22 protein-coding genes are annotated in these 24,936 nt (G+C 60.6%); 10 read left to right on the top strand and 12 right to left on the bottom strand.

Annotation, left to right across the window (positions count from 1 at the left end):
• Positions 1 to 262 precede the first annotated feature (262 nt).
• The 7 genes from V6F91_RS09585 to V6F91_RS09555 all read left to right on the top strand — a co-directional run bounded on the left by V6F91_RS09585 (position 263) and on the right by V6F91_RS09555 (position 8,256).
• Positions 263 to 1,921: a Na/Pi cotransporter family protein gene (locus tag V6F91_RS09585; protein ID WP_332763809.1), complete on the top strand. Its 1,659-nt coding sequence runs from the start codon at positions 263 to 265 to the stop codon at positions 1,919 to 1,921.
• A gap of 165 nt (positions 1,922 to 2,086) precedes the next feature.
• The gene (locus V6F91_RS09580; protein ID WP_332763807.1) at positions 2,087 to 3,487 is read left to right on the top strand and encodes a M16 family metallopeptidase; all 1,401 of its coding nucleotides are present in this window, start codon (positions 2,087 to 2,089) and stop codon (positions 3,485 to 3,487) included.
• A gap of 174 nt (positions 3,488 to 3,661) precedes the next feature.
• A complete protein-coding gene (locus tag V6F91_RS09575) occupies positions 3,662 to 4,690 on the top strand; it encodes a DUF5924 family protein (protein ID WP_332763805.1) in 1,029 nt (342 codons plus the stop codon).
• Positions 4,691 to 4,744: 54 nt separating this feature from the next.
• On the top strand, positions 4,745 to 5,893 hold the full coding sequence (locus tag V6F91_RS09570) for an ABC transporter permease (RefSeq protein WP_332763803.1): 1,149 nt from the start codon (positions 4,745 to 4,747) through the stop codon (positions 5,891 to 5,893).
• Positions 5,890 to 6,693 (top strand): ABC transporter ATP-binding protein, encoded by an 804-nt coding sequence (locus tag V6F91_RS09565; protein WP_332763801.1) that lies wholly within the window; start codon positions 5,890 to 5,892, stop codon positions 6,691 to 6,693. The genes V6F91_RS09570 and V6F91_RS09565 overlap by 4 nt, the downstream gene beginning before the upstream one ends.
• Position 6,694: 1 nt before the next feature.
• Positions 6,695 to 7,633 carry an MlaD family protein gene (locus V6F91_RS09560; RefSeq protein WP_332763799.1) on the top strand — a complete coding sequence of 313 codons (939 nt, stop codon included), beginning with the start codon at positions 6,695 to 6,697 and terminating at the stop codon, positions 7,631 to 7,633.
• Complete coding sequence (locus V6F91_RS09555) at positions 7,630 to 8,256, top strand: ABC-type transport auxiliary lipoprotein family protein (protein WP_332763796.1); 627 nt, start codon at positions 7,630 to 7,632, stop codon at positions 8,254 to 8,256. The genes V6F91_RS09560 and V6F91_RS09555 overlap by 4 nt, the downstream gene beginning before the upstream one ends.
• A 115-nt stretch (positions 8,257 to 8,371) precedes the next feature.
• Here V6F91_RS09555 and V6F91_RS09550 read toward each other — a convergent pair whose 3' ends face one another.
• The 5 genes from V6F91_RS09550 to V6F91_RS09530 form a co-directional block, all read right to left on the bottom strand.
• Positions 8,372 to 9,601 carry a nucleoside recognition domain-containing protein gene (locus tag V6F91_RS09550; protein ID WP_332763794.1) on the bottom strand — a complete coding sequence of 410 codons (1,230 nt, stop codon included), beginning with the start codon at positions 9,599 to 9,601 and terminating at the stop codon, positions 8,372 to 8,374.
• Positions 9,602 to 9,803: 202 nt separating this feature from the next.
• Positions 9,804 to 11,135: a glutamate/aspartate:proton symporter GltP gene (gltP, locus tag V6F91_RS09545; protein ID WP_332763792.1), complete on the bottom strand. Its 1,332-nt coding sequence runs from the start codon at positions 11,133 to 11,135 to the stop codon at positions 9,804 to 9,806.
• A 707-nt stretch (positions 11,136 to 11,842) separates the two neighbouring features.
• The gene (locus tag V6F91_RS09540) at positions 11,843 to 12,307 is read right to left on the bottom strand and encodes an inhibitor of vertebrate lysozyme family protein (RefSeq protein ID WP_258451040.1); all 465 of its coding nucleotides are present in this window, start codon (positions 12,305 to 12,307) and stop codon (positions 11,843 to 11,845) included.
• A 2-nt stretch (positions 12,308 to 12,309) separates the two neighbouring features.
• Positions 12,310 to 12,474 carry a DUF1328 domain-containing protein gene (locus V6F91_RS09535; protein ID WP_003177151.1) on the bottom strand — a complete coding sequence of 55 codons (165 nt, stop codon included), beginning with the start codon at positions 12,472 to 12,474 and terminating at the stop codon, positions 12,310 to 12,312.
• A 74-nt stretch (positions 12,475 to 12,548) separates the two neighbouring features.
• Entirely contained in the window at positions 12,549 to 12,836 is a 288-nt protein-coding gene (locus V6F91_RS09530; protein ID WP_332763787.1) for a hypothetical protein, read from the bottom strand.
• Positions 12,837 to 13,265: 429 nt separating this feature from the next.
• On the opposite strand from V6F91_RS09530, the gene algB reads away from it, so the two are divergent.
• A complete protein-coding gene (gene algB, locus V6F91_RS09525; protein ID WP_093096334.1) occupies positions 13,266 to 14,612 on the top strand; it encodes a sigma-54-dependent response regulator transcription factor AlgB in 1,347 nt (448 codons plus the stop codon).
• Positions 14,613 to 14,622: 10 nt separating this feature from the next.
• A complete protein-coding gene (locus V6F91_RS09520) occupies positions 14,623 to 16,413 on the top strand; it encodes an ATP-binding protein (RefSeq protein WP_332763783.1) in 1,791 nt (596 codons plus the stop codon).
• A gap of 27 nt (positions 16,414 to 16,440) precedes the next feature.
• Here V6F91_RS09520 and V6F91_RS09515 read toward each other — a convergent pair whose 3' ends face one another.
• The 7 genes from V6F91_RS09515 to V6F91_RS09485 all read right to left on the bottom strand — a co-directional run bounded on the left by V6F91_RS09515 (position 16,441) and on the right by V6F91_RS09485 (position 23,750).
• Positions 16,441 to 18,054, bottom strand: a complete 1,614-nt coding sequence (locus tag V6F91_RS09515) for an EAL domain-containing protein (protein ID WP_332763781.1) — start codon at positions 18,052 to 18,054, stop codon at positions 16,441 to 16,443.
• 76 nt (positions 18,055 to 18,130) lie between these two features.
• A complete protein-coding gene (locus V6F91_RS09510) occupies positions 18,131 to 18,913 on the bottom strand; it encodes an N-acetylmuramoyl-L-alanine amidase (protein ID WP_332763779.1) in 783 nt (260 codons plus the stop codon).
• Positions 18,914 to 19,014: 101 nt separating this feature from the next.
• Positions 19,015 to 21,072: a diguanylate cyclase gene (locus V6F91_RS09505; protein WP_332763777.1), complete on the bottom strand. Its 2,058-nt coding sequence runs from the start codon at positions 21,070 to 21,072 to the stop codon at positions 19,015 to 19,017.
• The gene (locus V6F91_RS09500; protein ID WP_332763776.1) at positions 21,069 to 21,947 is read right to left on the bottom strand and encodes an endonuclease/exonuclease/phosphatase family protein; all 879 of its coding nucleotides are present in this window, start codon (positions 21,945 to 21,947) and stop codon (positions 21,069 to 21,071) included. The genes V6F91_RS09505 and V6F91_RS09500 overlap by 4 nt, the downstream gene beginning before the upstream one ends.
• A 14-nt stretch (positions 21,948 to 21,961) precedes the next feature.
• Positions 21,962 to 22,603, bottom strand: a complete 642-nt coding sequence (locus V6F91_RS09495) for a thiol:disulfide interchange protein DsbA/DsbL (protein WP_332763773.1) — start codon at positions 22,601 to 22,603, stop codon at positions 21,962 to 21,964.
• A 199-nt stretch (positions 22,604 to 22,802) separates the two neighbouring features.
• Positions 22,803 to 23,414 (bottom strand): c-type cytochrome, encoded by a 612-nt coding sequence (locus V6F91_RS09490; protein ID WP_332763772.1) that lies wholly within the window; start codon positions 23,412 to 23,414, stop codon positions 22,803 to 22,805.
• Positions 23,415 to 23,444: 30 nt separating this feature from the next.
• Positions 23,445 to 23,750 (bottom strand): c-type cytochrome, encoded by a 306-nt coding sequence (locus V6F91_RS09485; protein WP_016772347.1) that lies wholly within the window; start codon positions 23,748 to 23,750, stop codon positions 23,445 to 23,447.
• A gap of 191 nt (positions 23,751 to 23,941) precedes the next feature.
• Here V6F91_RS09485 and yihA point away from each other — a divergent pair, with 191 nt between their 5' ends.
• Positions 23,942 to 24,583, top strand: a complete 642-nt coding sequence (gene yihA / locus V6F91_RS09480; protein WP_123417616.1) for a ribosome biogenesis GTP-binding protein YihA/YsxC — start codon at positions 23,942 to 23,944, stop codon at positions 24,581 to 24,583.
• Positions 24,584 to 24,936 lie beyond the last annotated feature (353 nt).

Raw genomic sequence — 24,936 nt, 5'->3', positions numbered from 1 at the left:
TCGCGATAGCGGTCTTTCAGTCAACGATGATGTTGAAGCTGATGCCCTATCGCGAGCAGGCTCACTCCTACAGAGATTTGCATCGGTTTCGGCGATGTGAATGACCCCCATTTTCATGACACTTTTGTTTCAATCCACTCTTTAGCTGTGCAATGCTGGCGCCGAGACCGTTCGCCAACTACAGCTTAAGTATCAAGAACGTAGAAACCGCGCGGTGCCGTCCACTTGCCCCTCTGGGGCGCTGCTACTACAGGGGGTCTGCATGCTCACCCTGCTCAATTTGCTGTCCGCCGTCGCCCTGCTGATCTGGGGCACGCACATCGTCCGAACCGGCATCCTGCGGGTTTATGGCACCAATCTGCGACATGTCATCGGCCAGAACATGTCGAAGAAATGGCTGGCGTTCATCGCCGGTATTCTCGTCACCGCGATGGTGCAGAGCAGCAACGCCACGGCGATGCTGGTCACTTCGTTTGTCGGTCAGGGTTTGATGGCGTTGACGCCAGCGCTGGCGACCATGCTGGGTGCCGATGTCGGCACCGCACTGATGGCGCGGGTGCTGACGTTCGATTTGTCGTGGCTGTCGCCGCTGCTGATCTTCCTCGGGGTGATTTTCTTTCTGTCGCGCAAACAGACGCGGCTCGGGCAAATGGGCCGAGTGTCGATTGGTCTCGGGCTGATCATTCTCGCCCTGCAATTGATCGTCGAAGCGGCCGCGCCGATTACGCACGCGCAAGGGGTGAAGGTGATTTTCGCCTCGCTGACTGGCGACATTCTTCTCGATGCCCTGGTCGGCGCGTTGTTCGCGATGATTTCCTACTCCAGCCTCGCCGCCGTGCTGCTCACCGCCACCCTCGCCGGGGCCAGTGTGATCAGCCTGCCGGTGGCGATCGGGCTGGTGATCGGTGCCAACATCGGCAGTGGCATCCTCGCGTTCATGAGCACCAGCATGCAGAACGCCGCCGGCCGGCAGGTGGCGCTGGGCAGTCTGCTGTACAAACTGATCGGCCTGCTGCTGATCATTCCAGTGCTCGATCCGCTGGTGCACTGGATCGACAGCCTCGATTTCAGCCCGCAGGAAATGGTCATCGGCTTTCACCTGCTGTACAACACCGCGCGCTGCCTGATTCTGTTGCCCAGCGTGGGACCGATGGCGCGGTTGTGCGCCTGGCTGTTGCCGGAGCGCCCGGAGGTCAACGGCACAGCCAAACCGCGGCACCTCGACCCGACCGCGCTGGTGACCCCAAGCCTGGCGCTGGCCAACGCTGCACGGGAAACCCTGCGCATCGGTGACCTGCTCGACAACATGCTCGACGCCACCCTGGATGTGCTGCGCGGCAAGCAGACCGCCGTCACTCAGGAGATACGCCGGCTCACCGACGACATCGAATCGCTGTACAGCGCGATCAAGCTGTATCTGGCGCAGATGCCGCGTGAGGACCTCGGCGAACAGGACAGCCGACGCTGGGCCGAGATCATCGAGCTGGCGATCAACCTGAAACTCGCCGCCGACCTTATCGAGCGCATGCTGCGCAAGATCCAGCAGCAAAAGACGTCGCAGCGGCGTTCGTTTTCCGAAGAAGGCCTGGAGGATCTGGCCGGGCTGCATCAGCAATTGATCGCCAATTTGCGCCTGGGCCTGTCGGTGTTTCTCAGCGGCGACCGCGAAAGCGCGCGGCAGCTGCTACGCGAAAAACGCCGCTTCCGCGCGCAGGAACGGCGTCTGGCCCATGCGCATGTCAGCCGTTTGCAACGCAAGATCGTGCAGAGCCTGGAGACCAGTTCGCTGCACCTGGAATTGATTGCCGACATGAAGCGGCTCAATTCGCTGTTCTGCAGCAGCGCCTACGTGGTGCTGGAAACGGCCGACACCGGGGCTCTGGCGGTGGATGATATGGTCGACATTACGCATTCGCCTTGAACGTCTGGGGCTGGGGTCAGTCAGTTACAGTGGTTCAGCCTTGAGACCGCTATCGCGAGCAGGCTCACTCCCACAGGGATTGCATTCCAAATGTAGAGTCGGGTCAGCCCGCGCTGGTGGCTGACCACGACACGGATCTCCAAATCAGCCGTATGGAAGCCTGTTATGCGTTGTCTGTTGTTCGCCTGTCTGTTGCTCGGTTCCCTGCCCGCCTTCGCCCTGGATCGTTTTCAGGTCGAAGGCTATGCGCTGCCCAACGGTTTGCAGTTGCTGCTCAAACCCGGCACCGAGCGCGGACATGTGGCGATCCGGCTGGTGGTAGGCGTCGGTCTCGACGATTTCGATTGTGATGAAAAAGAGCTGCCGCACTTGCTTGAGCATCTGCTGTTCAGCGGCACCGACGCGACCGGCGAAGGCGGACTGGAAGAACGCATGCAGGCGCTGGGCGGTGACTGGAATGCGTTCACCAGCAACGCCGACACCACTTTCGTTATCGAGGCGCCGGCGAAAAACCAGCGCAAGGTGCTCGAGCTGTTGCTCGATCTGCTGACCCAGACGCGCATCGACGACAACGCGATCAACGCCGCCAAACGCGTGGTCGAGCGCGAGGACGGTGGCCATTACACCAAGCTGCGACGGTTTCTCGATCGTCAGGATCTGGGCCATTCCGCGAGCAATCAACTGGCCGTAGAGCTGGGTCTGAAGTGCCCGCAACGCGCCGAGGTCGGGCACCTGACCCAGGCGCAACTGGAGAAGGTTCGCAAGGCCTGGTACGCGCCGAACAACATGACTTTGATCGTGGTTGGCGAACTCGACAAGCTGCTGCCGGCCTATCTCGAACGCACCTGGGGCGCGCTTGAAGCGGTCGACCCGAGCGAGCACCGTTCACTGCCGGACATCCGCGCCAGTGCCGCCCATGAACGCACCCTCACCCGCGGCTTTATCGGCGACAACGCCAAGCTGCACTGGCTGGTGCCGGAGCCGGTGCTGGACGACCAATACGACCAGACCTTCGACATCCTCAAGGATTACCTCGACTGGGCGCTGTACCGGCAGATTCGCCTCAATCACGGTTTGTCCTACGGGCCGTGGGCCGAGCGCGAAGTGTTTGGCGGTGTCGGCTTCATGAGCCTCAACGCTGATCTGGACCGCGACGACGTCGACGAAGCGATTCAGGTGCTCGAAGATCTCAAGGCCGATCTGCTGAAGAACGGCCTCGACCCGACGACCTTCGCCCGAATCAAACAGGCGTCCATCGCCCATCAGGCGTGGGCCGTGCAAGGCAACAGCGCGATGGCCGATTATTACTGGAGCGCATTGGCCGATTACCAGGATGGCCGCTTCGCCAATCCCGCCCGCGAACTGCAAGGCGTGACGCTGGAGGCGGCGAACAAGGCCATGCGCGAATTGTTGTTGCAGCCGGGCTATTTCAGGATCGAGAAACCATTGATCGGTGATGATCAGGTGTTGTGGTTGAGTGCGGGTGGCTTGGGTCTGGTGTTGTTGATCCTCATCGGCTGGCGTTTGCATCACCGCCGAAAACCCGCCGAATACCGATCCCTGTAGGAGTGAGCCTGCTCGCGATAGCGGTGTGTCAGCCAATGCACATGCCAACTGACGCACCGCTATCGCGAGCAGGCTCACTCCTACAGGTCGGTTTAGCGACCATCCACCTCGCCACAACGCCCGGCGGACGCTACTCTGTCGGGGTATTTCATTAGCCTGCAGTGAACCGCCCACATGTCGAAGTTAACCCTCCTGGTCCAGCGCCTCCTCGAACTGATGAAGCGCTATCCCGGGGTCATTGCGCTGGGTGGTTTTATCTCCGGGGTCGGCAGTTTCATGCTGGTCGATCGCCAACAGGGTTTGGCGAGCTGGATCACGGTGATCATGCTGCTGAGCTGGATCTGGCTGATGCTGGAAAACACCCTGACCGGGCTGTTCACGCGGATCTTCAAGCGCGAGATTCCCCAGCCGCTGCTGCGTTACGCGACGCAGATGATCCATCAGGAAAGCCTGTTTTTCGTCCTGCCGTTTTTCTTTATCACCACCACCTGGAACAGCGGCCAGTTTTTTTTCACCGGCCTGCTCAGCATCGCCGCCCTGATCTCCATCGTCGACCCGCTGTATTACAAATGGCTGGCGCCACGGCGCTGGGCGTTTCTGGCGTTGCACACCCTGACCCTGTTCGCCGCCCTGCTCACCGCGTTACCGGTGATCATGCACCTGACCACCGCGCAGAGTTTCAAATGGGCGCTGGGCATTTCCGTGTTGTTGTCGTTTCCGAGCCTGGCGTCGATCTTCCCGATCCGTACGCTGCGCAACGCCCTGGCCATTCTGTGCATCACCGTCGGCATTGGCGGCGTTGGCTGGGTGCTGCGCTCGTGGGTGCCGCCGGCGACGCTGTGGATGACCGATGTGGCGATCAGCACAACGTTGCAGGATCGCACCCCGGGCGCCAGCCTCGACACCGTCAGCGCCGAGCAGATCCGCAACGACGGGCTCTACGCCTACACCGCGATCAACGCGCCGCGCGGTCTCGATGAGCGGATCTATCACGTCTGGCAATTCAACGGCAAAGAGGTCGACCGCATCGCCCTCGACATCCACGGCGGGCGCAAGGAAGGTTACCGGGCGTGGACGCACAAGCAGAACTTCCCCGGCAACCCGGCGGGCAAGTGGCAGGTGCGGGTGCTGACCGAGGATGGGCAGTTGATCGGTGTGCTGCGCTTCGCCATCACTGACAGCACACCGGCCAAAGAAAAGTAATCCGGTTCGTGCTATTACGTAGGCTCTCGTAACAGCCGTACAAGCACGGAGCTTATGATCAGCAGCCCAACGCCCGGCAGCGCCCGCCTGGACACCTCGCTCGGCCCTGCCCGCCTGCGGGTCAGCGGCGACTGGACGCTCGCCCATTACACGGCGCTCAAGCACCTGAGCGAAGAGCTTCACGGCCAATACGACGCCAATACCCCGATCGATCTCAACGACCTTGGCGCGCTCGACACCGCCGGCGCCTCGTTGCTGGTGGAATTGCTCGGCGCCGAACGCCTCGGGAAATCCGCTGAACACCCCGATTGCACCTTGTCTGCGGCTGATCGTGCCTTGCTGCAAACCGTGTATTGCTCGCTGAGCGATTTCTGCGTGCCGCTCAAGGAGCCGGAAGTCAGCGTCAGCGTGCAACTGCTCACGCGCATCGGCCGCGCCGTCGACACCGTTTGGCAAGACACTCTGCAACTGCTCGGCTTCGTCGGTCTGATCCTCGAAACCCTGGCGCGCGGGCTGCTGCGGCCCAAGCGCTGGCGCATTACGCCAATGATCGCGCACATCGAGCAGACCGGCCTCGACGCCGCGCCAATCGTGGCGTTGCTGACGTTTCTGGTGGGTGCCGTGGTGGCGTTTCTCGGCGCGACGGTGCTGGCCGGTTTTGGCGCGACGATTTTCACCGTGGACCTGGTCGGCTTCTCGTTCCTGCGCGAGTTCGCAGTGCTGCTGACGGCGATTCTCATGGCCGGGCGCACTGCCAGTGCGTTTACCGCGCAAATCGGCTCGATGAAAGCCAACGAAGAAATCGACGCGATCCGCACCCTCGGCCTTGATCCGATTGAGCTGCTGGTGGTGCCGCGAGTCCTGGCGATGCTGGTGGCGCTGCCGATGCTGACCTTTCTGGCGATGCTTTCGGGGATCATTGGTGGCGGTGTGGTCTGCGCGGTGTCGCTGGATATCTCGCCGGCGATGTTCCTCTCGCTGTTGCAATCGGATATCGGTGTGCAGCATTTTCTGGTCGGCATGGTGAAAGCGCCGATTTTCGCCTTCCTGATCGCCGCGATCGGTTGTCTGGAAGGCTTCAAGGTCAGCGGCAGTGCCGAATCGGTCGGTGCGCACACCACTTCCAGCGTGGTCCAGTCGATTTTCGTGGTGATCGTGCTCGACGCGGTGGCTGCGCTGTTTTTCATGGAGATGGGCTGGTGAGTCGCTTACCCCGCGCGCCCTCCGAGGCGGTGATTGAAGTGCGTGGCCTGTGCAATCGCTTTGGCAGCCAGAGCGTGCACGAGAACCTCGATCTGGATGTGTACAAAGGCGAAATCCTCGCTGTGGTCGGCGGCTCCGGCACTGGCAAATCGGTGCTGCTGCGCAGCATTGTCGGGCTCAACCGGCCCACCGAAGGTGTCGTCAAAGTGTTCGGGCAGAACCTGCCGAATCTGGCCGAACATGAGCGTTCGTTGATCGAGCGGCGCTTTGGCGTGCTGTTTCAGAAAGGCGCGCTTTTTTCCTCGCTGACCGTCACCGAAAACGTCGCCCTGCCCCTCATCGAACACGCCGGCCTCAGCCGCCACGACGCCGAGCATCTGGCCGCGGTGAAGCTGGCGCTGGCCGGGCTGCCGTTGTCGGCGGCGGACAAATATCCAGCGTCGCTGTCCGGCGGCATGATCAAGCGCGCGGCGCTGGCCCGCGCCCTGGCGCTGGATCCGGACATCCTGTTTCTCGACGAACCCACCGCCGGCCTCGACCCGATTGGCGCGGCGGCCTTCGATCAGTTGATCCTGACCCTGCGCGATGCGCTCGGCCTCAGCGTGTTTCTGGTGACCCACGACCTCGACACGCTCTACACCATTACCGACCGGGTGGCGGTGCTGGCGCAGAAAAAAGTGCTGGTCGCCGGGCCGATCGACGAGGTCTCGGAAACCGACGACGCGTGGATTCACCAATACTTCCACGGCCCGCGTGGCCGCTCGGCGCTGGACGCCGCCAAACTGCTCAACGAGGTCTGACATGGAAACCCGAGCCCATCATGTGTTGATCGGCCTGTTCACGGTGATCGTGGTGGCAGGCGCCCTGCTCTTCGGTCTGTTCCTGGCCAAGTCCAGCGTTGACACCGAGTTCAAGGATTACGAAGTGGTGTTCAACGAGGCGGTCAGCGGCCTGTCCAAGGGCAGTTCGGTGCAGTACAGCGGGATCAAGGTCGGCGACGTGGTCAGCCTGCGCCTCGACCCGCAAGACCCGCGCCGGGTGCTGGCGCGCATTCGTCTGGCGGGCGACACGCCAGTCAAGGAAGACACCCAGGCCAAACTGGCGCTGACCGGGATCACCGGCACCTCGATCATCCAGCTCAGCGGCGGCACGCCCGAGAGCCCGAAATTGCGCGGGCATGACGGTCAGTTGCCGACCCTCGTCGCCTCGCCCTCGCCTATCTCGCGCCTGCTCAACGACAGCAGCGATTTGATGACCGGCATCAGCGCCTTGCTGCAAAACGCCAATCACATGTTCTCGGCCGAGAACGTCGAGCGGGTGAGCAAGACCCTCGCCCACCTCGAACAGACCACGAGCACCATTAATGACCAGCGTGGCGACATCAAGCAGGCCATGCAGCAACTGGCGAGCGTCGGCAAGCAGGCCGGCAGCATGCTCGAACAGACCTCGCTGCTGATGCGCAACGCCAACGGCTTGCTCAACGATCAGGGCAAGCAGGCCCTGGGCAGCGCCGAGCAGGCGATGAAGTCGCTGGAGCAAAGCAGCGTGACCATCAATGGCCTGCTCAGCAAAAACCAGAATTCGCTGGATAACGGCATGCAAGGCCTCAATGGCCTGGCGCCGGCGATCCGCGAACTGCGCGAGACCCTGACCTCGCTGCGCGCCATCTCCCAACGCCTTGAGGCCAACCCCAGCGGCTACTTGCTGGGCAGCGACAAGAACAAGGAATTCACCCCATGAAACTGACCCGAATCGCCCTCCTCGGCGCAGGCCTGACCTTGCTCGGCGCGTGCTCGATCCTGCCGCAGGCGGAACCCTCGGATGTCTATCGCCTGCCCGCCGCCGCGGCACCCGCCTCGGCCGGTCCGGCGGCCACTCAGTCGTGGTCGTTGCGGCTGAACAAATTGCAGGCCAGCGAAGCGCTGAATCGACCGAGCATCGCGGTGATTCCACAGGGTGACGTGATCAGCAGTTACAAGGGCTCGCGCTGGAGCGATCCGGCGCCGGTGCTGCTGCGCAACCGCCTGCTCGACGGTTTTCAGCGTGACGGCCGGGTGACGTTGCTCAGCACTGATGACAGCAATTTTCAGGCGGATCTTGAACTGGGCGGCAGTTTGCAGGCATTTCAGACCGAGTATCAGGGCACCCAGGCCAGCGTCGTGGTGCGCGTCGATGCGTTGCTGGTGCGCGGCTATGACCAGCGGATACTCGCCAGTCGACGCTTCGAAGAACGCCAGCCGTTGAGCGCAGTGCAGGTCACCGCAGTGGTGGCCGGGTTCGGCCAGGCCAGTGATCGACTTACGGCCAAAGTCGTCGCCTGGGCGGTCGAACAAGGCCAAAAACTCGCCCCACAACCGCGCTGACACAACACAATCCCTGTGGGAGCGAGCCTGCTCGCGAAAGCTGTGTATCAGTCACTTAAGCGTTGACTGACACTCCGTCTTCGCGAGCAGGCTCGCTCCCACATGGGAATTTTGCTCAGCCGAAGAACCAGTAGCAGACGCCAATCGCACCAACCACCCCGGCAAACTCCGCCAGCAACGCACACCCCACCGCATGCCGCGCGCGCTGAATCCCCACCGCGCCGAAATACACCGCCAGCACATAAAACGTCGTTTCGGTACTGCCCTGCACCGTCGCAGCGACCAGCGCCGGGAAGCTGTCCACACCCGAGGTCTGCATGGTCTCGATAAGCAGCGCTCTGGCCGCGCTGCCGGAAAACGGTTTGACCATCGCCGTCGGCAACGCATCGACGAAGCGCGTGTCCCAACCGGCCCACTCGACCAGATGACGGATGCCATCGAGACCGAAATCCAGCGCGCCCGATGCACGCAACACGCCCACCGCGCAAAGCATCGCCACCAGATATGGCAGCAGATTTTTCGCCACGTCGAAGCCTTCCTTAGCGCCTTCGACGAATGCTTCGTAGACCTTGACCTTGCGCAATGCGCCGATCACCAGAAACAGCATGATCAAGCCGAACAGCGTGAGATTGCCGAGGATTGACGACAATCCCGCCAGCGCAGTGGCGGAAAGCGTGCCGAGCAGGGCCATGAAACCGCCGAGGGCGAGGGCGCCGGGAATCAGGTAGGCCAGCACCACCGGGTCCCAGATGCGCAGCCGTTGCATGAACGCCACCGAAAGGAAACCAACGATGGTCGAGCAACTGGTCGCCAGCAGGATCGGCAGGAACACCAGAGTCGGGTCGGCCGCGCCTTGCTGGGCGCGGTACATGAAGATCGTCACCGGCAGCAGGGTCAGAGAGGAGGCGTTGAGCACCAGAAACAGGATCTGTGCGTTGCTGGCGATGGTAGCGCTGGGATTGAGTTCCTGCAGCGCTTTCATGGCTTTCAGGCCTATGGGGGTCGCGGCGTTGTCGAGGCCCAGACCGTTGGCGGCGAAGTTCAGGGTGATCAGGCCGAGGGCAGGGTGACCGGGCGGCACTTCCGGCATCAGCCGCAGAAACAGCGGCCCGAGCACTTTGGCCAGCCATTCGACGATCCCGGCCTTCTCGGCGATGCGCAGAAAACCCAGCCAGAGGGTGAGGGTGCCGAACAGCAGCACCATGACTTCGACCGAAAGCTTGGCCATGGCGAAGATGCTTTCTACCATCGCCGCGAAGATCCCGGCATTGCCGCCGATCAGCCACTGCGCCAGCGCCGACACGGCTGCCACGATGAAGAAGCCAAGCCACAGGCCATTAAGCATCAGTCAAATCCCCCGAAGAATGCCGCGAATGATAGCGGGGTGGCCAGAAACGACAAACCCCGGATTGCTCCGGGGTTTGTTGATACGACTTGCATCTATCACTGTGGGAGCGAGCTTGCTCGCGAAGAGGCCAGTCCATTCAACATTTCTGTCGTTTGATACGCCGCCTTCGCGAGCAAGCTCGCTCCCACAGGGTTTTGTGTCAGCTCTTGGAAATTTCGCCCGCCGGCAATTTTTCCTTGCTGCGCCAGTGCGGCAGGGAGTTCCAGTAGCGCTCGCCCTTGGCATCGTCGTACATGCCTTCCCAACGCGAGATCACCAGCACCGCCAGGGCGTTGCCGATCACGTTCAGCGCGGTACGGGCCATGTCCATGACACGGTCGACACCGGCGATGAAGGCCAGGCCCTCCAGCGGAATACCGACGCTGCCCAAGGTCGCCAGCAGCACGACGAAGGACACGCCCGGTACGCCGGCGATGCCTTTGGAGGTGACCATCAGGGTCAGCACCAGCAGCAGTTGCTGGCTGATCGACAGGTCGATGCCGTACAGCTGGGCAATGAAAATCGCCGCGATCGACTGATACAGGGTCGAACCGTCGAGGTTGAATGAGTAACCGGTCGGTACCACGAAGCTGCAAATGGCTTTCGGTGCGCCGTAGGCTTCCATCTTCTCGATCACCCGTGGCAGCACGGTTTCCGAGGAGGCGGTGGAGTAGGCCAGCACCAGCTCATCCTTGAAGATGCGCATCAGCTTGAGCACCGAGAAGCCAAACAGTTTGGCGATCAGGCCCAGCACCACGAAGGCGAAGAAGGCGATGGCGACGTAAACCAGGATTACCAGTTTCGCCAGCGGCACCAGGGACGCGAAGCCGAAGTTGGCGACGGTGACCGCGATCAGTGCGAACACGCCGATCGGCGCATAGTTCATGATCATGTGGGTGACCTTGAACATGCTTTCCGAGACGCCCTGGAACGTCTTCACCAGCGGCTCGCGCAGATCCGACTGAAGGCTCGACAGGCCGAGACCGAACAGCACCGAGAAGAAAATGATCGGCAGCATTTCACCGCGAGCCATGGCCGCGAAGATGTTCGACGGGATCAGGTTGAGGATGGTCTCGATGAACGCGTGTTCATGCTGCACTTCGGCGGCGGTCGCCTGGTACTTCGAGATATCCACCGTGCCCAGGGTGCTCATGTCGATGCCGGCACCCGGATGGAACAGGTTGGCCAGCAGCAGGCCGACGACGATGGCGATAGTGGTGACGATTTCGAAGTAGAGAATCGTCTTCAGGCCAATACGCCCGAGCTTCTTGGCGTCGCCGACGCCGGCAATGCCGACGATCAGGGAAGAAATGACGATCGGGATCACGATCATCTTGATCAGACGGATAAAGATATCGCCTGCCGGTTGCAGGACATTGCTGACCCACCACGCCTTTTCGGCACTGAAGTGGTTGAGCAACGCACCGATTGCAATCCCCAATACCAGACCGATGAGGATCTGCCAGGCGAGGCTAAGCTTTGCCTTCTTCATTATCTTTACCCTTACTTGCGTTTGACTCAGGCACATGCAGGAACTGGAACGCTCATCAGCGGAAAAGTCTGTGCATCTGCCTCCGTATAAGGTGCCCCGAAGCGCGTGTTTACGGCTCTTCGGCAGGCGAAAAAAGGCGCAACTATTCCGATGCAAGGTTGCGCCGTCTAATGCCGTAAATGCCTACCCTATGCCGAATCGGCATGAGCTTTTTCAATTGAAACTGGCGTCCCAACCGGTTCGATTGTGACATTTCAGCCGACATAAGTGCCGTGAACCGGCCATCCCAGCGTAGATCGGTCAATTCGCGAGGGGAAAATGTCGCCAGAAATTTTGCGAAAAAGCCTACGTGAGGAGACTAGAAGTCCCACTGTTTAAACGGTTTCTTTGGCGATATACGGTCGTCAGGAAACACCGCGTAATATTTGCACGGGCAGTGTCGACAATTAAATGATCGAGGTGGTCGCTCTGGATCAAGCATTTCGCGGGTAGGGAAGCTCAGCGCAAGTCCGTCGAGCCATGATCGGCCGACGAACCTGCGACGCAGCTTTTACTTGCCCTGACCCGGCCCTCGCGCAGGCACTCCCTGTACCCGTAGGTCACTCCGACCCTGTAACAGTCAGAACGTCCCGGCCCCCTGGTCATGCACCGATCCTCCTCGGATGGGCGCAATGGAAAGCAGCAGGGCTGCTGCCTTCATGTTCGAATCAGTACCACTTCGGATCTTTCTTCAAGGTTTCCATCAGCAGATCCTGCATGCCCTGGTCGGGTTTGCCGAAGAAGCGGTAGGTGGCATGTCGCGTCGGCGACTTGTCCTGCGGCAGACCTTCCGGCACATCGACCAGCATGGCGTAAGCGTCGTCTTTGTCGAAGCTGAAGGCGACGATCAAGCGATGGTTCAGACATTTGTCCTGACTCTCGCAGAGCGGGCCCACCAGATATTTATCGCCGTCTTCAGTGACCGCGTTCATCTGCTGTTCCGAGGTGCCGGTCAGGTTGATCACCCACTCCGGTACGCGCTCCTCCTTTTTGATCACGCCTTCCCAGGTTTCCCGGTATTGCGCATCGGACGCGAGCAGTTCATTGACCCGCGTCTGGCCGTCATTGGCCGCCATCGCCATGGCACTGCCGCCCAGGAGCAGGGCGGCGGCCAGCGTCTTCAAGACTGTCATCGTTAACCTCGGCCGCGACGGCCAAAGAAGAAGGAAGCGATGAACATCACCAGGAACACGACAAAGAGAATCTTGGCGATACCCGTGGCGGTGCCCGCGATACCACCGAAGCCCAGTACGGCGGCGATGATGGCAATGATCAAGAATGTAATTGCCCAGCTCAACATGGTGATTCTCCTTACTTCTCTATTTAGGGGTGTTACGTGTTCCGGCGCGGCGCGCCCGAATCGGTTTTAGCGAGTCAGAAAACCCAACGTTCTTGGCGCGGCAGTTGATCCAGCGGTTGTGCCTGATCGACTGCCATCATGTGCATCGAAGCACGCTCGTCCTGCGTGCTGCTGACGGCGCTGAAATGGCTCTGCGTTGCATGCTGCATGGACACCAATGGCGCTTCCGGCTGCTGGCTGTTTTCCCAGCGCAGGTATTGCTGGCAGGCGATCAGGGTGATCAGCAGCGCCAGCACAGCGAAAAGACTTTGCTGGATATGCAGTGGCGAGAGACGCATGTGGGCGGCACGTTGGCGAGTCATCCTGGGTTCCTCACTCTTGTTCGGTTGGGGCAGTGCTGATCTGCCCGGGCTGAAACAGTTATTGCAGCCTGCATGCCAGTTTTCTGATGTCTAAAATATCCTTTTAAATCAGTAAGTTATAGATATACAGAAAAGCCCGGGCGACGCATCCTGCACGATGGGGTTATCCGGCGTCGTGCGGATTGCACGATTATTTCGTAGGAGATTTCGGTCCTACGGAATGAAGAGCACGTCGCAGATGTCAGAGATGTACGCAGGAGAAGCCCTGCAAAACCGTGGCGGATTAAAAAATCAAGAAAATCAACGTATTGGCCGTATCGGCTGGAGAGGGCTACCCTCCTATGGCTGGCATCGTTCAGAATAAACCATGCAACTTGCCCGATTTTTCCGGGACTAACCCAAGACCAATCACTATGGAGCGTAGGAAAAATGGAATCTGCCACTGAGCATCAAGGCCGCATTCTGCTGGTGGACGACGAATCCGCCATCCTGCGTACCTTCCGTTATTGCCTCGAAGACGAAGGTTATACGGTGGCCACCGCCAACAGTGCGGCCCAGGCCGAGGCATTGCTGCAACGCCAGGTGTTCGATCTGTGCTTCCTTGATTTACGTCTGGGTGAAGACAACGGTCTGGATGTACTGGCGCAAATGCGTATCCAGGCGCCTTGGATGCGCGTGGTCATCGTCACCGCGCACTCGGCGGTCGATACCGCTGTAGACGCCATTCAGGCGGGCGCGGCGGATTATCTGGTGAAACCCTGCAGCCCTGACCAATTGCGTCTGGCCACCGCCAAGCAACTGGAAGTGCGCCGACTGTCGGCGCGCCTTGAAGCGCTCGAAGGCGAAATCCGCAAACCCAAGGACGGCCTCGACTCCCACAGTCCGGCCATGAAAGTTGTGCTCGAAACCGCTCGCCAGGTTGCCAGCACCGACGCCAATATTCTGATTCTCGGCGAGTCCGGCACCGGTAAGGGTGAGCTGGCTCGCGCCATTCACGGTTGGAGCAAGCGCGAGAAGAAATCCTGCGTAACCATCAACTGCCCATCGCTGACCGCCGAACTGATGGAAAGCGAACTGTTCGGCCACAGCCGCGGCGCTTTCACCGGCGCCAGCGAAAGCACCTTGGGCCGGGTCAATCAGGCGGATGGCGGTACGCTGTTTCTCGACGAGATCGGCGATTTTCCCCTGACTTTGCAGCCTAAACTGCTGCGTTTCATTCAGGACAAGGAATACGAGCGCGTCGGCGACCCGGTCACCCGCCGCGCCGATGTGCGGATTCTGGCGGCGACCAATCTGAACCTCGAAGACATGGTTCGCGACGGACGCTTCCGTGAAGATTTGCTCTATCGCCTCAACGTCATCACGCTGCATCTGCCGCCATTGCGTGAGCGTGCCGAGGACATCCTGACCCTGGCCGACCGCTTCCTGGCGCGTTTCGTCAAAGAGTACGCGCGCCCGGCGCGTGGTTTCAGTGACGAGGCCCGCGAGGCGCTGCTCGGCTACCGTTGGCCCGGCAACATTCGCGAACTGCGCAACGTGGTCGAGCGGGCCAGTATCATTTGCCCGCAGGAACGTGTGGAAATCAGCCACCTCGGCATGGCCGAGCAACCGGCCAACAACGCGCCACGGGTCGGCGCAGCACTGAGCCTCGACGAACTGGAAAAAGCCCATATCGGCGCCGTCCTCGCGACCGCCGGCACCCTCGACCAAGCCGCCAAGACCCTGGGTATCGACGCTTCGACCCTGTATCGCAAGCGCAAGCAGTACAACCTGTGAGCGCCCGGCGATGAAACTGGCGATGAAGTTGCGGACCCGTTTGTTCCTGAGCATTTCCGCACTGATCACCGTGGCCTTGCTCGGGCTGCTGCTCGGGCTGGTCAGCGTGATGCAGATGGCCGGAACGCAAGAAGCGTTGGTGCGCAGCAACTTCGTCACCCTTGAGCTGGGGCTCAAGTTGCGTCAGACCTTGGGCGATCAACTGATCATCATGCTCGCGGAAAAGCCTGATCCCGTCGCGTTCGAGGCCTCCAAACAGCATTACTTCCAGTTGCTCGACGAGGGTATCGCCCAAGAGCAGCACGATGGCGAGCGCCAATATGGCTTCAGCCAGGCCAAGGCCGACTACCTGAGTTTCCTGCAAGCCTTCGATCTGTCTCGCGACCCCACCAACGCCGCAAGCTCCAGCGCCGATTTCAGAGAACGCTTCAATATTCTGCGCAACGGGCTGATCACCGAACACAAACACGCACTGGATAAGATCAACGGCGTGCAGAACGACGCACGCGATCGTGCCCTGTTGATCGCCGGCCTGCTCGGGCTGGTGGGGCTCGCCGTGCTGATCATCGGATTTGTCACCGCCCATGGCGTGGCCCGGCGTTTTGGCGCGCCGATCGAAGCGCTGGCGCAAGCGGCGGACGAAATCGGCAAAGGCAAATACGACGTGACTTTGCCGGTGTCCTCATCGCTGGAACTGAATCAGCTAACCAAACGTTTCGGGCAGATGGCCGAGGCCTTGCGCGAGCACCAGGCGACCAACGTCGATGAGCTGCTGGCCGGGCAGCAACGCCTGCAAGCGGTCCTCGACAGCATCGATGACGGCTTGTTGATGATTGATCGCCAAGGGCAACTGGAGCACCTTAATCCGGTTGCCCAGCGGCAACTGGGTTGGGAAGACGACCGTCTCGGTCAAGGCCTGGGCACCGCACTTGGCAGGCCCGAACTGGATGCGCAGCTGCAACTGGTGTTGCGCGGTGGCACGCTAGAGCGTGCGCCAGACGATCTGAGCATCGAAATCGATGGCGAATCGCGTTTGCTGACCTACAGCCTGACGCCCGTCAGCCATACCCAAGGGCATATTCTCGGCGCTGTGATGGTGCTGCACGATGTCACCGAGCAGCGTGCCTTCGAACGAGTGCGCAGCGAGTTTGTCCTGCGTGCCTCCCACGAGCTGCGCACGCCGGTCACCGGCATGCACATGGCGTTCGGCCTGTTCCGCGAGCGGGCGAAATTCCCTGAAGAGTCGCGCGAAGCGGACTTGCTCGACACGGTCAACGAAGAGATGCAGCGCCTGATGCAGTTGATTAACGACCTGCTCAACTTCTCTCGCTACCAGAACGGCTTGCAGAAACTCACGCTCGCACCCTGTTCCATCGAGGACCTGTTGGAACAGGCGCAACTGCGCTTCGCCGAGGCAGCAGAGGCCAAAGGCATTGCCTTGAAGGTCGAAGTGCAGGGACCGTTGCCACGCTTGCAGGCCGATCAGGCGCAACTGGATCGGGTCCTCGACAACCTGATCGACAATGCCTTGCGTCACACCGCGCGCGACGGGCAGATCCGCTTGCAGGCGCGTCGGCACGGCGAGCGGGTGATCATCAGTGTCGAAGACAACGGCGAAGGCATCGCCTACGGCCAGCAAGGGCGAATCTTCGAACCGTTCGTGCAGGTCGGCCGCAAGAAGGGCGGCGCCGGGCTCGGGCTGGCGCTGTGCAAGGAGATTGTCCAACTGCACGGTGGCCGCATGGGCGTGTATTCGCGGCCGGGGCAGGGCACGCAGTTTTATATGGCCCTGGCCGTTTAGGCACTGATCGAAACTGCCTTGATCTTTCTAGGCTTCATCATCGATGCGTCGCCCGACGAGGCGTCGACCACGGGTGATCAGTTCGATGAACTGCACCGCGCTCAGTGCATGGGCAAACAGCCAGCCCTGGCCGAACTTCACCCCTTCACTGCTGAGCAGTTGCGCTTGCGATTCCAGCTCGATGCCTTCGGCGATCACCTTCAGATCCAGTGCCTGGGCCATATGAATGATATGCGGCGCGACGCCGCTGCTCGCCGCGTCATGACCGAGGGCGTCAATGAACGCCTTGTCGATTTTCAGACAATCCACAGGCAATGTCTGCAGGTAGGCAAGGCTGCAATAGCCGGTGCCGAAATCGTCGATCAGTACCTGGTGGCCGACATCGCGCAAGGCTTGCAGATTTTCCCGTGCTACCACCACATCGACCAGCCCGCGCTCGGTGACTTCGAAAGCAATCTGGCGCGCCGCGACCCGGTGCAGAGCCAGCAGGCGCGCCATGACCTGGCCTACGCGGGGCACCATCACGTCGCACGCAGCGAGGTTAACCGAAATATAAAGCTGTGGATTGGCCCGCAATAGCTGCCCCAGTTGCTCCAGCAAGCGCTGCAGGACAAAGTCGGTCATCTGCCGAATTTGCCCGGTGTTTTCTGCCATCGGGATAAACAGGTCAGGGCTGGTTAGCGTGCCGTCCGGTCGCCGCCAGCGCAGCAGGGCTTCGGCGCCCACACAATTTCGGCTGTCGAGGTCGAAAATCGGTTGGTAGAGCACCTGCAACTCACCACGCCGAATCGCCCCGTGCAATTCTGCGTCGAGCGACTGGCGCTGGCGCACCAGCAAAAACACGCAGAACCCGACAAAGCCGCCAAGCACCAGGCACAGCGGGACCACCCACCACCATACGATGGGAATGTGCATGCCGGTTCGTGGCGCGATCAACACCAACTGATATTCCGGGTTGTCGGTGGGCATGCGGTAGATCAGGCGTGTTTGCGTGACCTGCAAGGCAGCGCTGGCTTTCGGCGGCCACGGTTCGGTAGGCGGCCATACCTGCGCCTGGCCCAGCACCGGAATAGCCCGCGTGCCGTGATCGAGTACCACCAGCAAACTGCTGCCCGGCGACAGGTCGACCATGTCGGTGAGGTGCCCGCGCGAGGTGGCCACGCGGAAATTGCCGCGCCCGAGCATCAGCGCCGCGCGGTTTTCGTCGGGTTCCGTGGTGGTGTTCAGCCAATAGCTGTAGGTCGGGCCAGTGATGTCCGGCGCCCGAGCGCTCGAGAGGATTTCCTGACGCGGACGGTTCGAGCAGGTCTGCGCGGCATCCGTATAGGCCGCTTCGTAAACGAAGCGATAGTTGAACGTGACTTGTTGCAGGGTGGCAATCATTTCATCGTCGCAACTGCGCAATGGCTGGGCCTCGAGATCATCGAGGCTTTCGCGCAGCTGGCCGAACAATTGTTCAAGACGCGCGAGAAATCGCTCACCCTGAGCATTCATTTCCTGGCTTTCATTCTGCTCGACTTGACGCATCGCGACGAACATTGCGCCGGCGATCAGCAGGCTGGTACTGAGGACAGCCGCGATCATCGCCAAAAACACCGGGCGATAAAACCAGCTACGCAGTGTCTCTCGGGTAGCAGCCATCAGGAGATATCCGAAGAATTACCAATGAGTTATAGCTGCTGATTGCGAATTTGCGCTGACCGTCGGGCGGGCGTCATTATTTTGTCTGATTGAGGACCAGCAGCAGCGCTGCAGTTTGCGCGTCTGGCGTGCCGTCGAAACGCGCAGGGCGGTAATGCATCTGGAACGCCGCGAGGACGTGACGAGTGGCGATGTCCAGTTCGCCGGTCTGCGGCGTGTCGTACCCCGCGCGTGCCAGCTGTGACTGGAACCAACTGATGCTTGGCAGCTCGCCGCTGTTGAATATTGCTTGCTGTCGCGCCACCGCTTGTTCGTTCGGCCATCGGCCAAGGCCTTCGGCGGCGAGACGCTTCCATGGAAACAATGGGCCTGGATCGAGTTTTCGCAGCGGCGCGATGTCGCTGTGGCCGATGATGTGCTGAGGACTGATACCGTTGCGCTTGCTGATGTCCTTGAGCAGGGCGACCAGCGATTGAATCTGCGCTTCGCTGTAGGGATACCACAGGCGCCCGGTCGGGGTGTCCTTGAAACCGGGATTGACGATTTCGATGCCGATCGAGCTGGAGTTGAGCCAGGTACGTCCCTGCCACTGGCTTTCACCGGCGTGCCAGGCGCGCTGGTTTTCATCCACCAGCTTGTAGACGGTGCCGACCTTGTCGTCGCCGATCAGGTAATGGCTGCTGACCTCACCGAGGGTCAGCAACTGCAGGGACCGCTCCAGCGAGGCCGAGGTGTAATGAACGACAACGAACTGGATGCGGCTGTCGTAATTGGCCGAGGGATGGCTGGTGTCATAACGCGGGCCACTGGCGCAACCGGCCAGAACGAGCAACGAAGCAATAAGGGCGAAAAATTTCATGGCAGAAAAGAGTACACGGGAGACGTTAATGCAACAGTGTAACGTAATGCCTTGTGTATCGACGGTCAGCGAGCGGAATTAAACAAAATGGAACAATTTGCTCAACCCAGCTCGACTCGATTGCGCCCTGCATTTTTTGCCCGATACAGCGCCTGATCAGCTCTTTTCAACACAAGATCACTATGTTCCCCGGCTTTAAATGAAGCCAACCCCATGGAAATGGTGATCGTCACGCGCTCGCCTTTGAAGTGAAACGGGCACGCTTCGATCGCCGCTCGCAACGCTTCCAGCAGTTTCGCGCCGACCGCCGGCGGTGTGGCGGGCAGCAGCAGAACGAATTCCTCACCGCCAAAACGCGCGATGAAGTCAGAACCGCGCAGGCGTTTGCGCAACACCGTGGCGATGATCTTCAACACTTTGTCACCGGCCAGATGGCCATAGCTGTCGTTGATCCGCTTGAAGTGGTCAAGGTCGAGCATCGCCAGGCTCAAGGTGTTGCCGTGCTGCTGCCATTGCTTGATTTCATGTTCGAGGCGTTCGCTCCAGGCGGCGCGGTTGGGCAGGCCGGTGAGCGGGTCGATCAGAGCTTTCTGGCGTTGCTCTTCCAGGTGTTCGCGAAAGCCCAGGGCTTCCTGTTCCATGTGCGCCACGCGCTCGGACAAGCCTTTGAGTCGCGCCGCCACTTCCTGTTCGCGGGCGTCGCGCTGCTGCCGGTGCTGGTCCATGGTGCCGAGCAGGCCTTCAAGATGGTTTTCCAATACTTGCTTGAGGTCGTCCAGATCCGCCGCTTCCTGCACGCTGGTCTGCAAGCCGTCGACCTGCTCGCGGATCTGCGTGTCCATCGCCCGCGCCGCCGAGCTGTTGTCGGCGTGGCCATCGCTGGCGGCTTGCAGGTTGCTCTGAAACGCTTCGAGGCGTTCATTGAGTTGTTGCAGATACGCTTCGAACTCGTGCTGGCCGCTGTCGGTGATCGCCAGCATCAGTGTCGCGAGATCGTCGAGGATCGGGATCAACTCGTACCAGTTCAAGCCATGTTTGAGCCGATCACGCATGGCTTCGGCTTGTGGGCGGTGACGTTCCGGCAGCGTCAGATCGTCGAGCAGGCCGATCAGCGTGTCTTCGATGTGGCGGGCGACGGAACTGTAGGACGGCTCCGGGGAATCCGGCAGGGCGAACAGGATGTCCTCTTCGGACTGCTCCGGGTCGATCGCGGCCAAGGCCTGGGCGATCGGCTCGGGCAGCGGCAGGCTGTCTAGCATCAGCGGTGCGGGATCGCCGGGATGGATCAGTTCGTCGGGGTTGAACGCGGCGCGTGGCGGAACGGCATCCGTGGCGAACACCGGCGCGGGTTCGAAGGGCTGCGCTGGCGGCTCGGTCGGTTGGGCGAAGGCGTCGCTGGCAATGGTGGGCGGCACGAAAGCCACCGCCTCGTTCGGTTTAACAGGGTGCTGCGCTACCGGCAGGGGCGTTTCGTCAGCTGATTCACTGATCGGGGCGGCGGGTGCTACGGTCATCGGCGCAGCCGGTACTGGTGGCGCCAATTCTGGTTCGAGATGTGCTGTTGCTTGTGCCTCGATGGGCGCCGCAGCTTGCGCCGTCGATGCGGCTGCTTCTGGCGCAGTTACCTCGGGATTCTCCCGATTGCCGAACAAGCGTTGCAGCAAGCCCGGACGACCGGGTTCAGCCGGGGTTTCCAGCTGGCTCAACGCCTTGCCCTGCAGACCACTCAATTCGCTGAGCAACAACGGCATTTCCCGCGCCGAGCTGACGCGGCCGTCCAGTTGCTTGGCGAATTTCTTCAAAGGCTGCGCGACTTCACGCGGCAGCGGCAAGGCCTGTAGCTGCGTGACCAGCGACGTCAGTGCGGTGCTGACTTGTTCGATACGGGTTTCCCGGCGCTGCTCGGAATCGAGCACGGCTTTTTCCAGGCGTGGCAGCAGGGCGGCGAGGCCTGCGTCCATGTCGTCGGTGCGCACCACGTCGCGCATCTCTTTCATGCACTGATCGACCGCCTTGTCGGTGCCTTCCGCCGCCAGGGTGCTGCGTACCAGACCGCGGCGCAGCAAATCGAGGCGGGCGGCCCAGCGCCGTTCGAGCTTGTCCTGTTGTTCGATGCTTTTAAGGTATTTCTCTTTCCAGCGCTGGGCGTCGTCGCTCATTCGGGGCTTCCGCGAAGGTCAGGACTCAACGCGGGCAATGCATCGGCCGTGAGCGAGCCCGGCAGACGAATCTCTACCGCGACCGGCAGGTGATCGGAAATCGGTTGTGCCAGCACTTCGACCTTTTCCAGGGTCAGGGTCGGGCTGAGCAGAATATGATCAAGGCAGCGCTGAGGACGCCAGCTGGGGAAGGTCGCTTCCACCTGCGGGGCCAGCAGGCCAAGATCGCGTAACGGGGAGTGTTGCAGCAGATCGCTGGCATGGGTGTTCATGTCACCCATCAAGACTTGATGCTTGTAGCCACCGATCAACTCACGAATATAGGCCAGTTGCAGGCTGCGCGTACGCGCGCCAAGGGCCAGGTGCATCATCACCACCACCAGCGCTTCCGGGCCTTCGCCGAAGCGCAGCAGAATCGCACCGCGACCTTTCGGCCCGGGCAGCGGATGATCTTCGATCGCCCACGGCTTGAGTCGACTGAGCACGCCGTTGCTGTGCTGCGCCAGTCGGCCGAGGTTGCGGTTGAGTTGTTGATACCAATAGGGGAAGGCGCCGAGCTGGGCCAGATGTTCGACCTGATTGACGTAGCCTGAGCGCAGGCTGCCGCCATCGGCTTCCTGCAGGGCGACCAGATCGAAGTCGCCGAGCAGTTCACCGATCTTTTGCAGATTGCCCGAGCGCCCGGTGTGCGGCAGCAGATGTTGCCAGCTGCGGGTCAGGTAATGCCGATAGCGCTCGGTGCTGATGCCGACCTGGATGTTGAAGCTGAGCAAGCGCAGACGCTGGTCCGCGGGCAAGCCCGTAGACGCCAGGTGATGCTCGTTGACCTGCGGATCATGCAGGCCAACGCTGCGTTCAGACTTCCAGCGGCGCATGGCGAGGGCCGCGCTTAGTTGGCAGCCGCCTTGGTCGCCGCTCGCTCTTTGGCGACGAGGTCGTCAGCCAGTTTCAGCGCTTGTTCGGCACCACCTGCCGAGCCGATGTCGAAACGGTACTTGCCGTTGACGATCATGGTTGGCACGCCTGTGATTTCGTACTTCTTGGCCAGTTCACGGGCCTTGACGATCTGGCCTTTGATGGCGAACGAGTCGAAGGTGGCGAGGAACTTGTCCTTGTCCACGCCTTGAGTGGCGAGGAAGTCAGCCATGTCGTTCTTGTCGGTCAGCTTCTTGTGTTCTTTCTGAATGGCGTTGAATACCGCCGCGTGAACCTTGTGCTCGACACCCATGGCTTCGAGGGTCAGGAACATTTGGCCGTGTGCGTCCCACGGGCCGCCGAACATCGCCGGGATGCGCACGAAGTTGACATCGGAAGGCAGTTTTTCAACCCAGGGATTGATCACCGGCTCGAACGCATAGCAGTGCGGGCAGCCATACCAGAACAGCTCGACCACTTCGATCTTGCCAGGCTCTGCAACCGGAACCGGGTTGGCCAGTTCGACATAAGGGGCGGCAGGGGCTTCAGCGGCCTGGGCGGTGACGCCGAACAGGCTGGCAGCGACGAGGGCGGCGCTGATGATCAGATTACGCATGCTTTACTCCTGAACAATTTGGGTCGCCTCGCTCGACCTGTTTAAAGACAGGTCCTGGCGGGCATGAGTGCTGTAGTGTAACGGCAGCGGCCACAAAAAAGGGCGGCCAAAGCCACCCTTTTTATACTTGCTGCGACGGATTAATCGAGCGTTAACGTTGCCGCAGATGTCCGCCTCGCTCAACGCTCGAAACCAGGCCTCAGTGCAGGCCCTGGATGTAGCTGGAAACGGCCGCGATGTCTTCGTCGCTCAGCTTGCGGGCGATGGTGCGCATGGTCATCGCGTCACCGTCATTGGCGCGGCCGCCTTCTTCCTTGCGGAAATCGGTCAGCTGCTTGGTGATGTACTGCGCGTGCTGGCCGCCCAGATGCGGGAAGCCGGCGGCGGCGTTGCCAGAACCGTTCGGCGAGTGGCAGCCGGTGCAGGCAGGCAGGCCCTTGTCCAGGTTGCCGCCGCGAAACAGCGCTTCGCCGCGTGCGACGAGTTTCGGATCGGCGGCGCCGACGCTGCCTTTCTGGCTGGCAAAATACGCCGCGAGGTCAGCCAGGTCCTGATCATTGAGGTTGGTCAGCAAACCGGTCATTTCCAGCACGACCCGCTTACCATCCTTGATTTCTTTCAGTTGCTTGGTCAGGTAGCGTTCGCCTTGCCCGGCCAGTTTCGGAAAGTTGGGTGCCATGCTGTTGCCGTCCGGGCCATGGCAGGCTCCACATACGGCCGCTTTTGCCTGGCCTGCTGCGGCATCGCCGGCAGCATGGGCGAAGCCTGAAATTCCCACGGTCAACAGCAGACTCACGATCAGTTTGTTCATCAGCTAATCCAACTACGGCTAAGGGTTAAGTTATGGACCGGGTTTACTCTCGCTCATCCACAGGATGATGGCCTGGTAATCCTCGGCACTGCAGTCCATGCACAAACCACGCGGCGGCATCGCCTTGAAACCCTGGGTCACGTGTTGCACCAGCGTCCCCATACCTTTCGCCAACCTCGGCGTCCAAGCTTCCTGATCGCCTCTTGCGGGCGCCATGGGTAGTTGGCCGGAATGACAGGCACCACAAACACGGTTGTACACTGCTTCCGGATCCTGTGTAGCCTGTGCGCTGTAAAGCGGCATCAAGACTCCGGCAGCCAGCAGCCATTTCGTCATAAAACGACCTTTTCAGGGTTGAGAGCGATCTGCGTTCTAGTGCGCAATCAAGGTCCGTCGCTCTCGTGAACTTCATCCTTCGCTGGGACAAAGCACACACAAAATCTGCGGCATTATATACTGGCGTCACTGAAACGGAAGCGACACCGCGTTCCGCGCCCAATCCCGGCGCCGCCCACATCGGAAATCCCATGCAACTCAAGAATCCCATCCTCGGCCTGTGCCAACAGTCCACGTTCATGCTCAGTGCCGCCAAAGTCGATCAATGCCCTGACGACGAAGGCTTCGAAGTGGCGTTTGCCGGTCGTTCCAACGCCGGTAAATCCAGCGCACTGAACACTTTGACGCACGCCAGCCTGGCGCGGACCTCGAAAACCCCGGGTCGCACACAGCTATTGAATTTCTTCAAGCTAGACGATGATCGGCGTCTGGTCGACCTGCCGGGCTACGGTTACGCAAAAGTACCGATCCCGCTCAAGCAACACTGGCAGCGCCACCTTGAGGCTTACCTCGGTGGTCGGGAGAGTTTGAAAGGTCTGATTCTGATGATGGACATCCGCCATCCAATGACCGATTTCGATCTGCTGATGCTCGACTGGGCTGTCGCCGCCGGCATGCCGATGCACATCCTGCTGACCAAGGCCGACAAGCTCACCTATGGCGCGGCAAAAAACACGCTGCTGAAAGTACAATCGGAAATTCGCAAAGGCTGGGGCGACTCGATCACCATCCAGCTCTTCTCCGCGCCAAAACGCATGGGCCTGGAGGAGGCCTACACCGTCCTGGCCGACTGGATGGAACTGGCAGACAAAAACACCGAGGCCGCCGAGTAGATTCAGAATGGGGGAAAATTGGTTGTAGTGTGTTCAGGCAAGGCGAAAGCGCAGCGAAAAGCGGAGTTTAGGGGACCTAAATGAGCATTTGAGCTGTGCTTTCAACGCAGCATGAACGCGCTACAGCCAATTTTTGGGCAAAAAAAGCCCCGGGATTCAGTGGGGAGGTAGAATTCCGGGGTTCAAGTTCCGAACCGCTAGGGCGGGGTTCAGATATCTGCCAACACTTAACACAACATAGGAGCATCGAAGGGCTTCACCAGCCATTCAGTACCTCTGAGTGTTCGGTCGCCAGATTAGTTCAGATTTTTTTCGAAAAGTTTGGAATAGGTCCCAGCGCGTTCAGGTCTAAG

It is taken from the genome of Pseudomonas koreensis (assembly GCF_036668835.1).
GTDB lineage: Bacteria > Pseudomonadota > Gammaproteobacteria > Pseudomonadales > Pseudomonadaceae > Aquipseudomonas > Aquipseudomonas koreensis_I.
Note: the sequence above shows the minus strand (reverse complement) of the source record. Positions and strands in the feature narration are given on the sequence as shown.

Excerpts from the sequence above, each read along its gene's own strand:
- gltP (WP_332763792.1), bottom strand. The coding sequence starts at position 11,135 with ATGAAGAAGGCAAAGCTTAGCCTCGCCTGGCAGATCCTCATCGGTCTG.
- V6F91_RS09500 (WP_332763776.1), bottom strand. The coding sequence starts at position 21,947 with ATGCGCCGCTGGAAGTCTGAACGCAGCGTTGGCCTGCATGATCCGCAG.
- V6F91_RS09535 (WP_003177151.1), bottom strand. The coding sequence starts at position 12,474 with ATGTTGAGCTGGGCAATTACATTCTTGATCATTGCCATCATCGCCGCC.
- V6F91_RS09495 (WP_332763773.1), bottom strand. The coding sequence starts at position 22,603 with ATGCGTAATCTGATCATCAGCGCCGCCCTCGTCGCTGCCAGCCTGTTC.
- yihA (WP_123417616.1), top strand. The coding sequence starts at position 23,942 with ATGCAACTCAAGAATCCCATCCTCGGCCTGTGCCAACAGTCCACGTTC.
- V6F91_RS09520 (WP_332763783.1), top strand. The coding sequence starts at position 14,623 with ATGAAACTGGCGATGAAGTTGCGGACCCGTTTGTTCCTGAGCATTTCC.
- V6F91_RS09580 (WP_332763807.1), top strand. The coding sequence starts at position 2,087 with ATGCGTTGTCTGTTGTTCGCCTGTCTGTTGCTCGGTTCCCTGCCCGCC.
- V6F91_RS09550 (WP_332763794.1), bottom strand. The coding sequence starts at position 9,601 with ATGCTTAATGGCCTGTGGCTTGGCTTCTTCATCGTGGCAGCCGTGTCG.
- V6F91_RS09510 (WP_332763779.1), bottom strand. The coding sequence starts at position 18,913 with ATGAAATTTTTCGCCCTTATTGCTTCGTTGCTCGTTCTGGCCGGTTGC.
- V6F91_RS09575 (WP_332763805.1), top strand. The coding sequence starts at position 3,662 with ATGTCGAAGTTAACCCTCCTGGTCCAGCGCCTCCTCGAACTGATGAAG.
- V6F91_RS09570 (WP_332763803.1), top strand. The coding sequence starts at position 4,745 with ATGATCAGCAGCCCAACGCCCGGCAGCGCCCGCCTGGACACCTCGCTC.
- V6F91_RS09485 (WP_016772347.1), bottom strand. The coding sequence starts at position 23,750 with ATGACGAAATGGCTGCTGGCTGCCGGAGTCTTGATGCCGCTTTACAGC.
- V6F91_RS09490 (WP_332763772.1), bottom strand. The coding sequence starts at position 23,414 with ATGAACAAACTGATCGTGAGTCTGCTGTTGACCGTGGGAATTTCAGGC.
- V6F91_RS09585 (WP_332763809.1), top strand. The coding sequence starts at position 263 with ATGCTCACCCTGCTCAATTTGCTGTCCGCCGTCGCCCTGCTGATCTGG.
- algB (WP_093096334.1), top strand. The coding sequence starts at position 13,266 with ATGGAATCTGCCACTGAGCATCAAGGCCGCATTCTGCTGGTGGACGAC.
- V6F91_RS09505 (WP_332763777.1), bottom strand. The coding sequence starts at position 21,072 with ATGAGCGACGACGCCCAGCGCTGGAAAGAGAAATACCTTAAAAGCATC.
- V6F91_RS09560 (WP_332763799.1), top strand. The coding sequence starts at position 6,695 with ATGGAAACCCGAGCCCATCATGTGTTGATCGGCCTGTTCACGGTGATC.
- V6F91_RS09555 (WP_332763796.1), top strand. The coding sequence starts at position 7,630 with ATGAAACTGACCCGAATCGCCCTCCTCGGCGCAGGCCTGACCTTGCTC.
- V6F91_RS09515 (WP_332763781.1), bottom strand. The coding sequence starts at position 18,054 with ATGGCTGCTACCCGAGAGACACTGCGTAGCTGGTTTTATCGCCCGGTG.
- V6F91_RS09540 (WP_258451040.1), bottom strand. The coding sequence starts at position 12,307 with ATGACAGTCTTGAAGACGCTGGCCGCCGCCCTGCTCCTGGGCGGCAGT.
- V6F91_RS09530 (WP_332763787.1), bottom strand. The coding sequence starts at position 12,836 with ATGACTCGCCAACGTGCCGCCCACATGCGTCTCTCGCCACTGCATATC.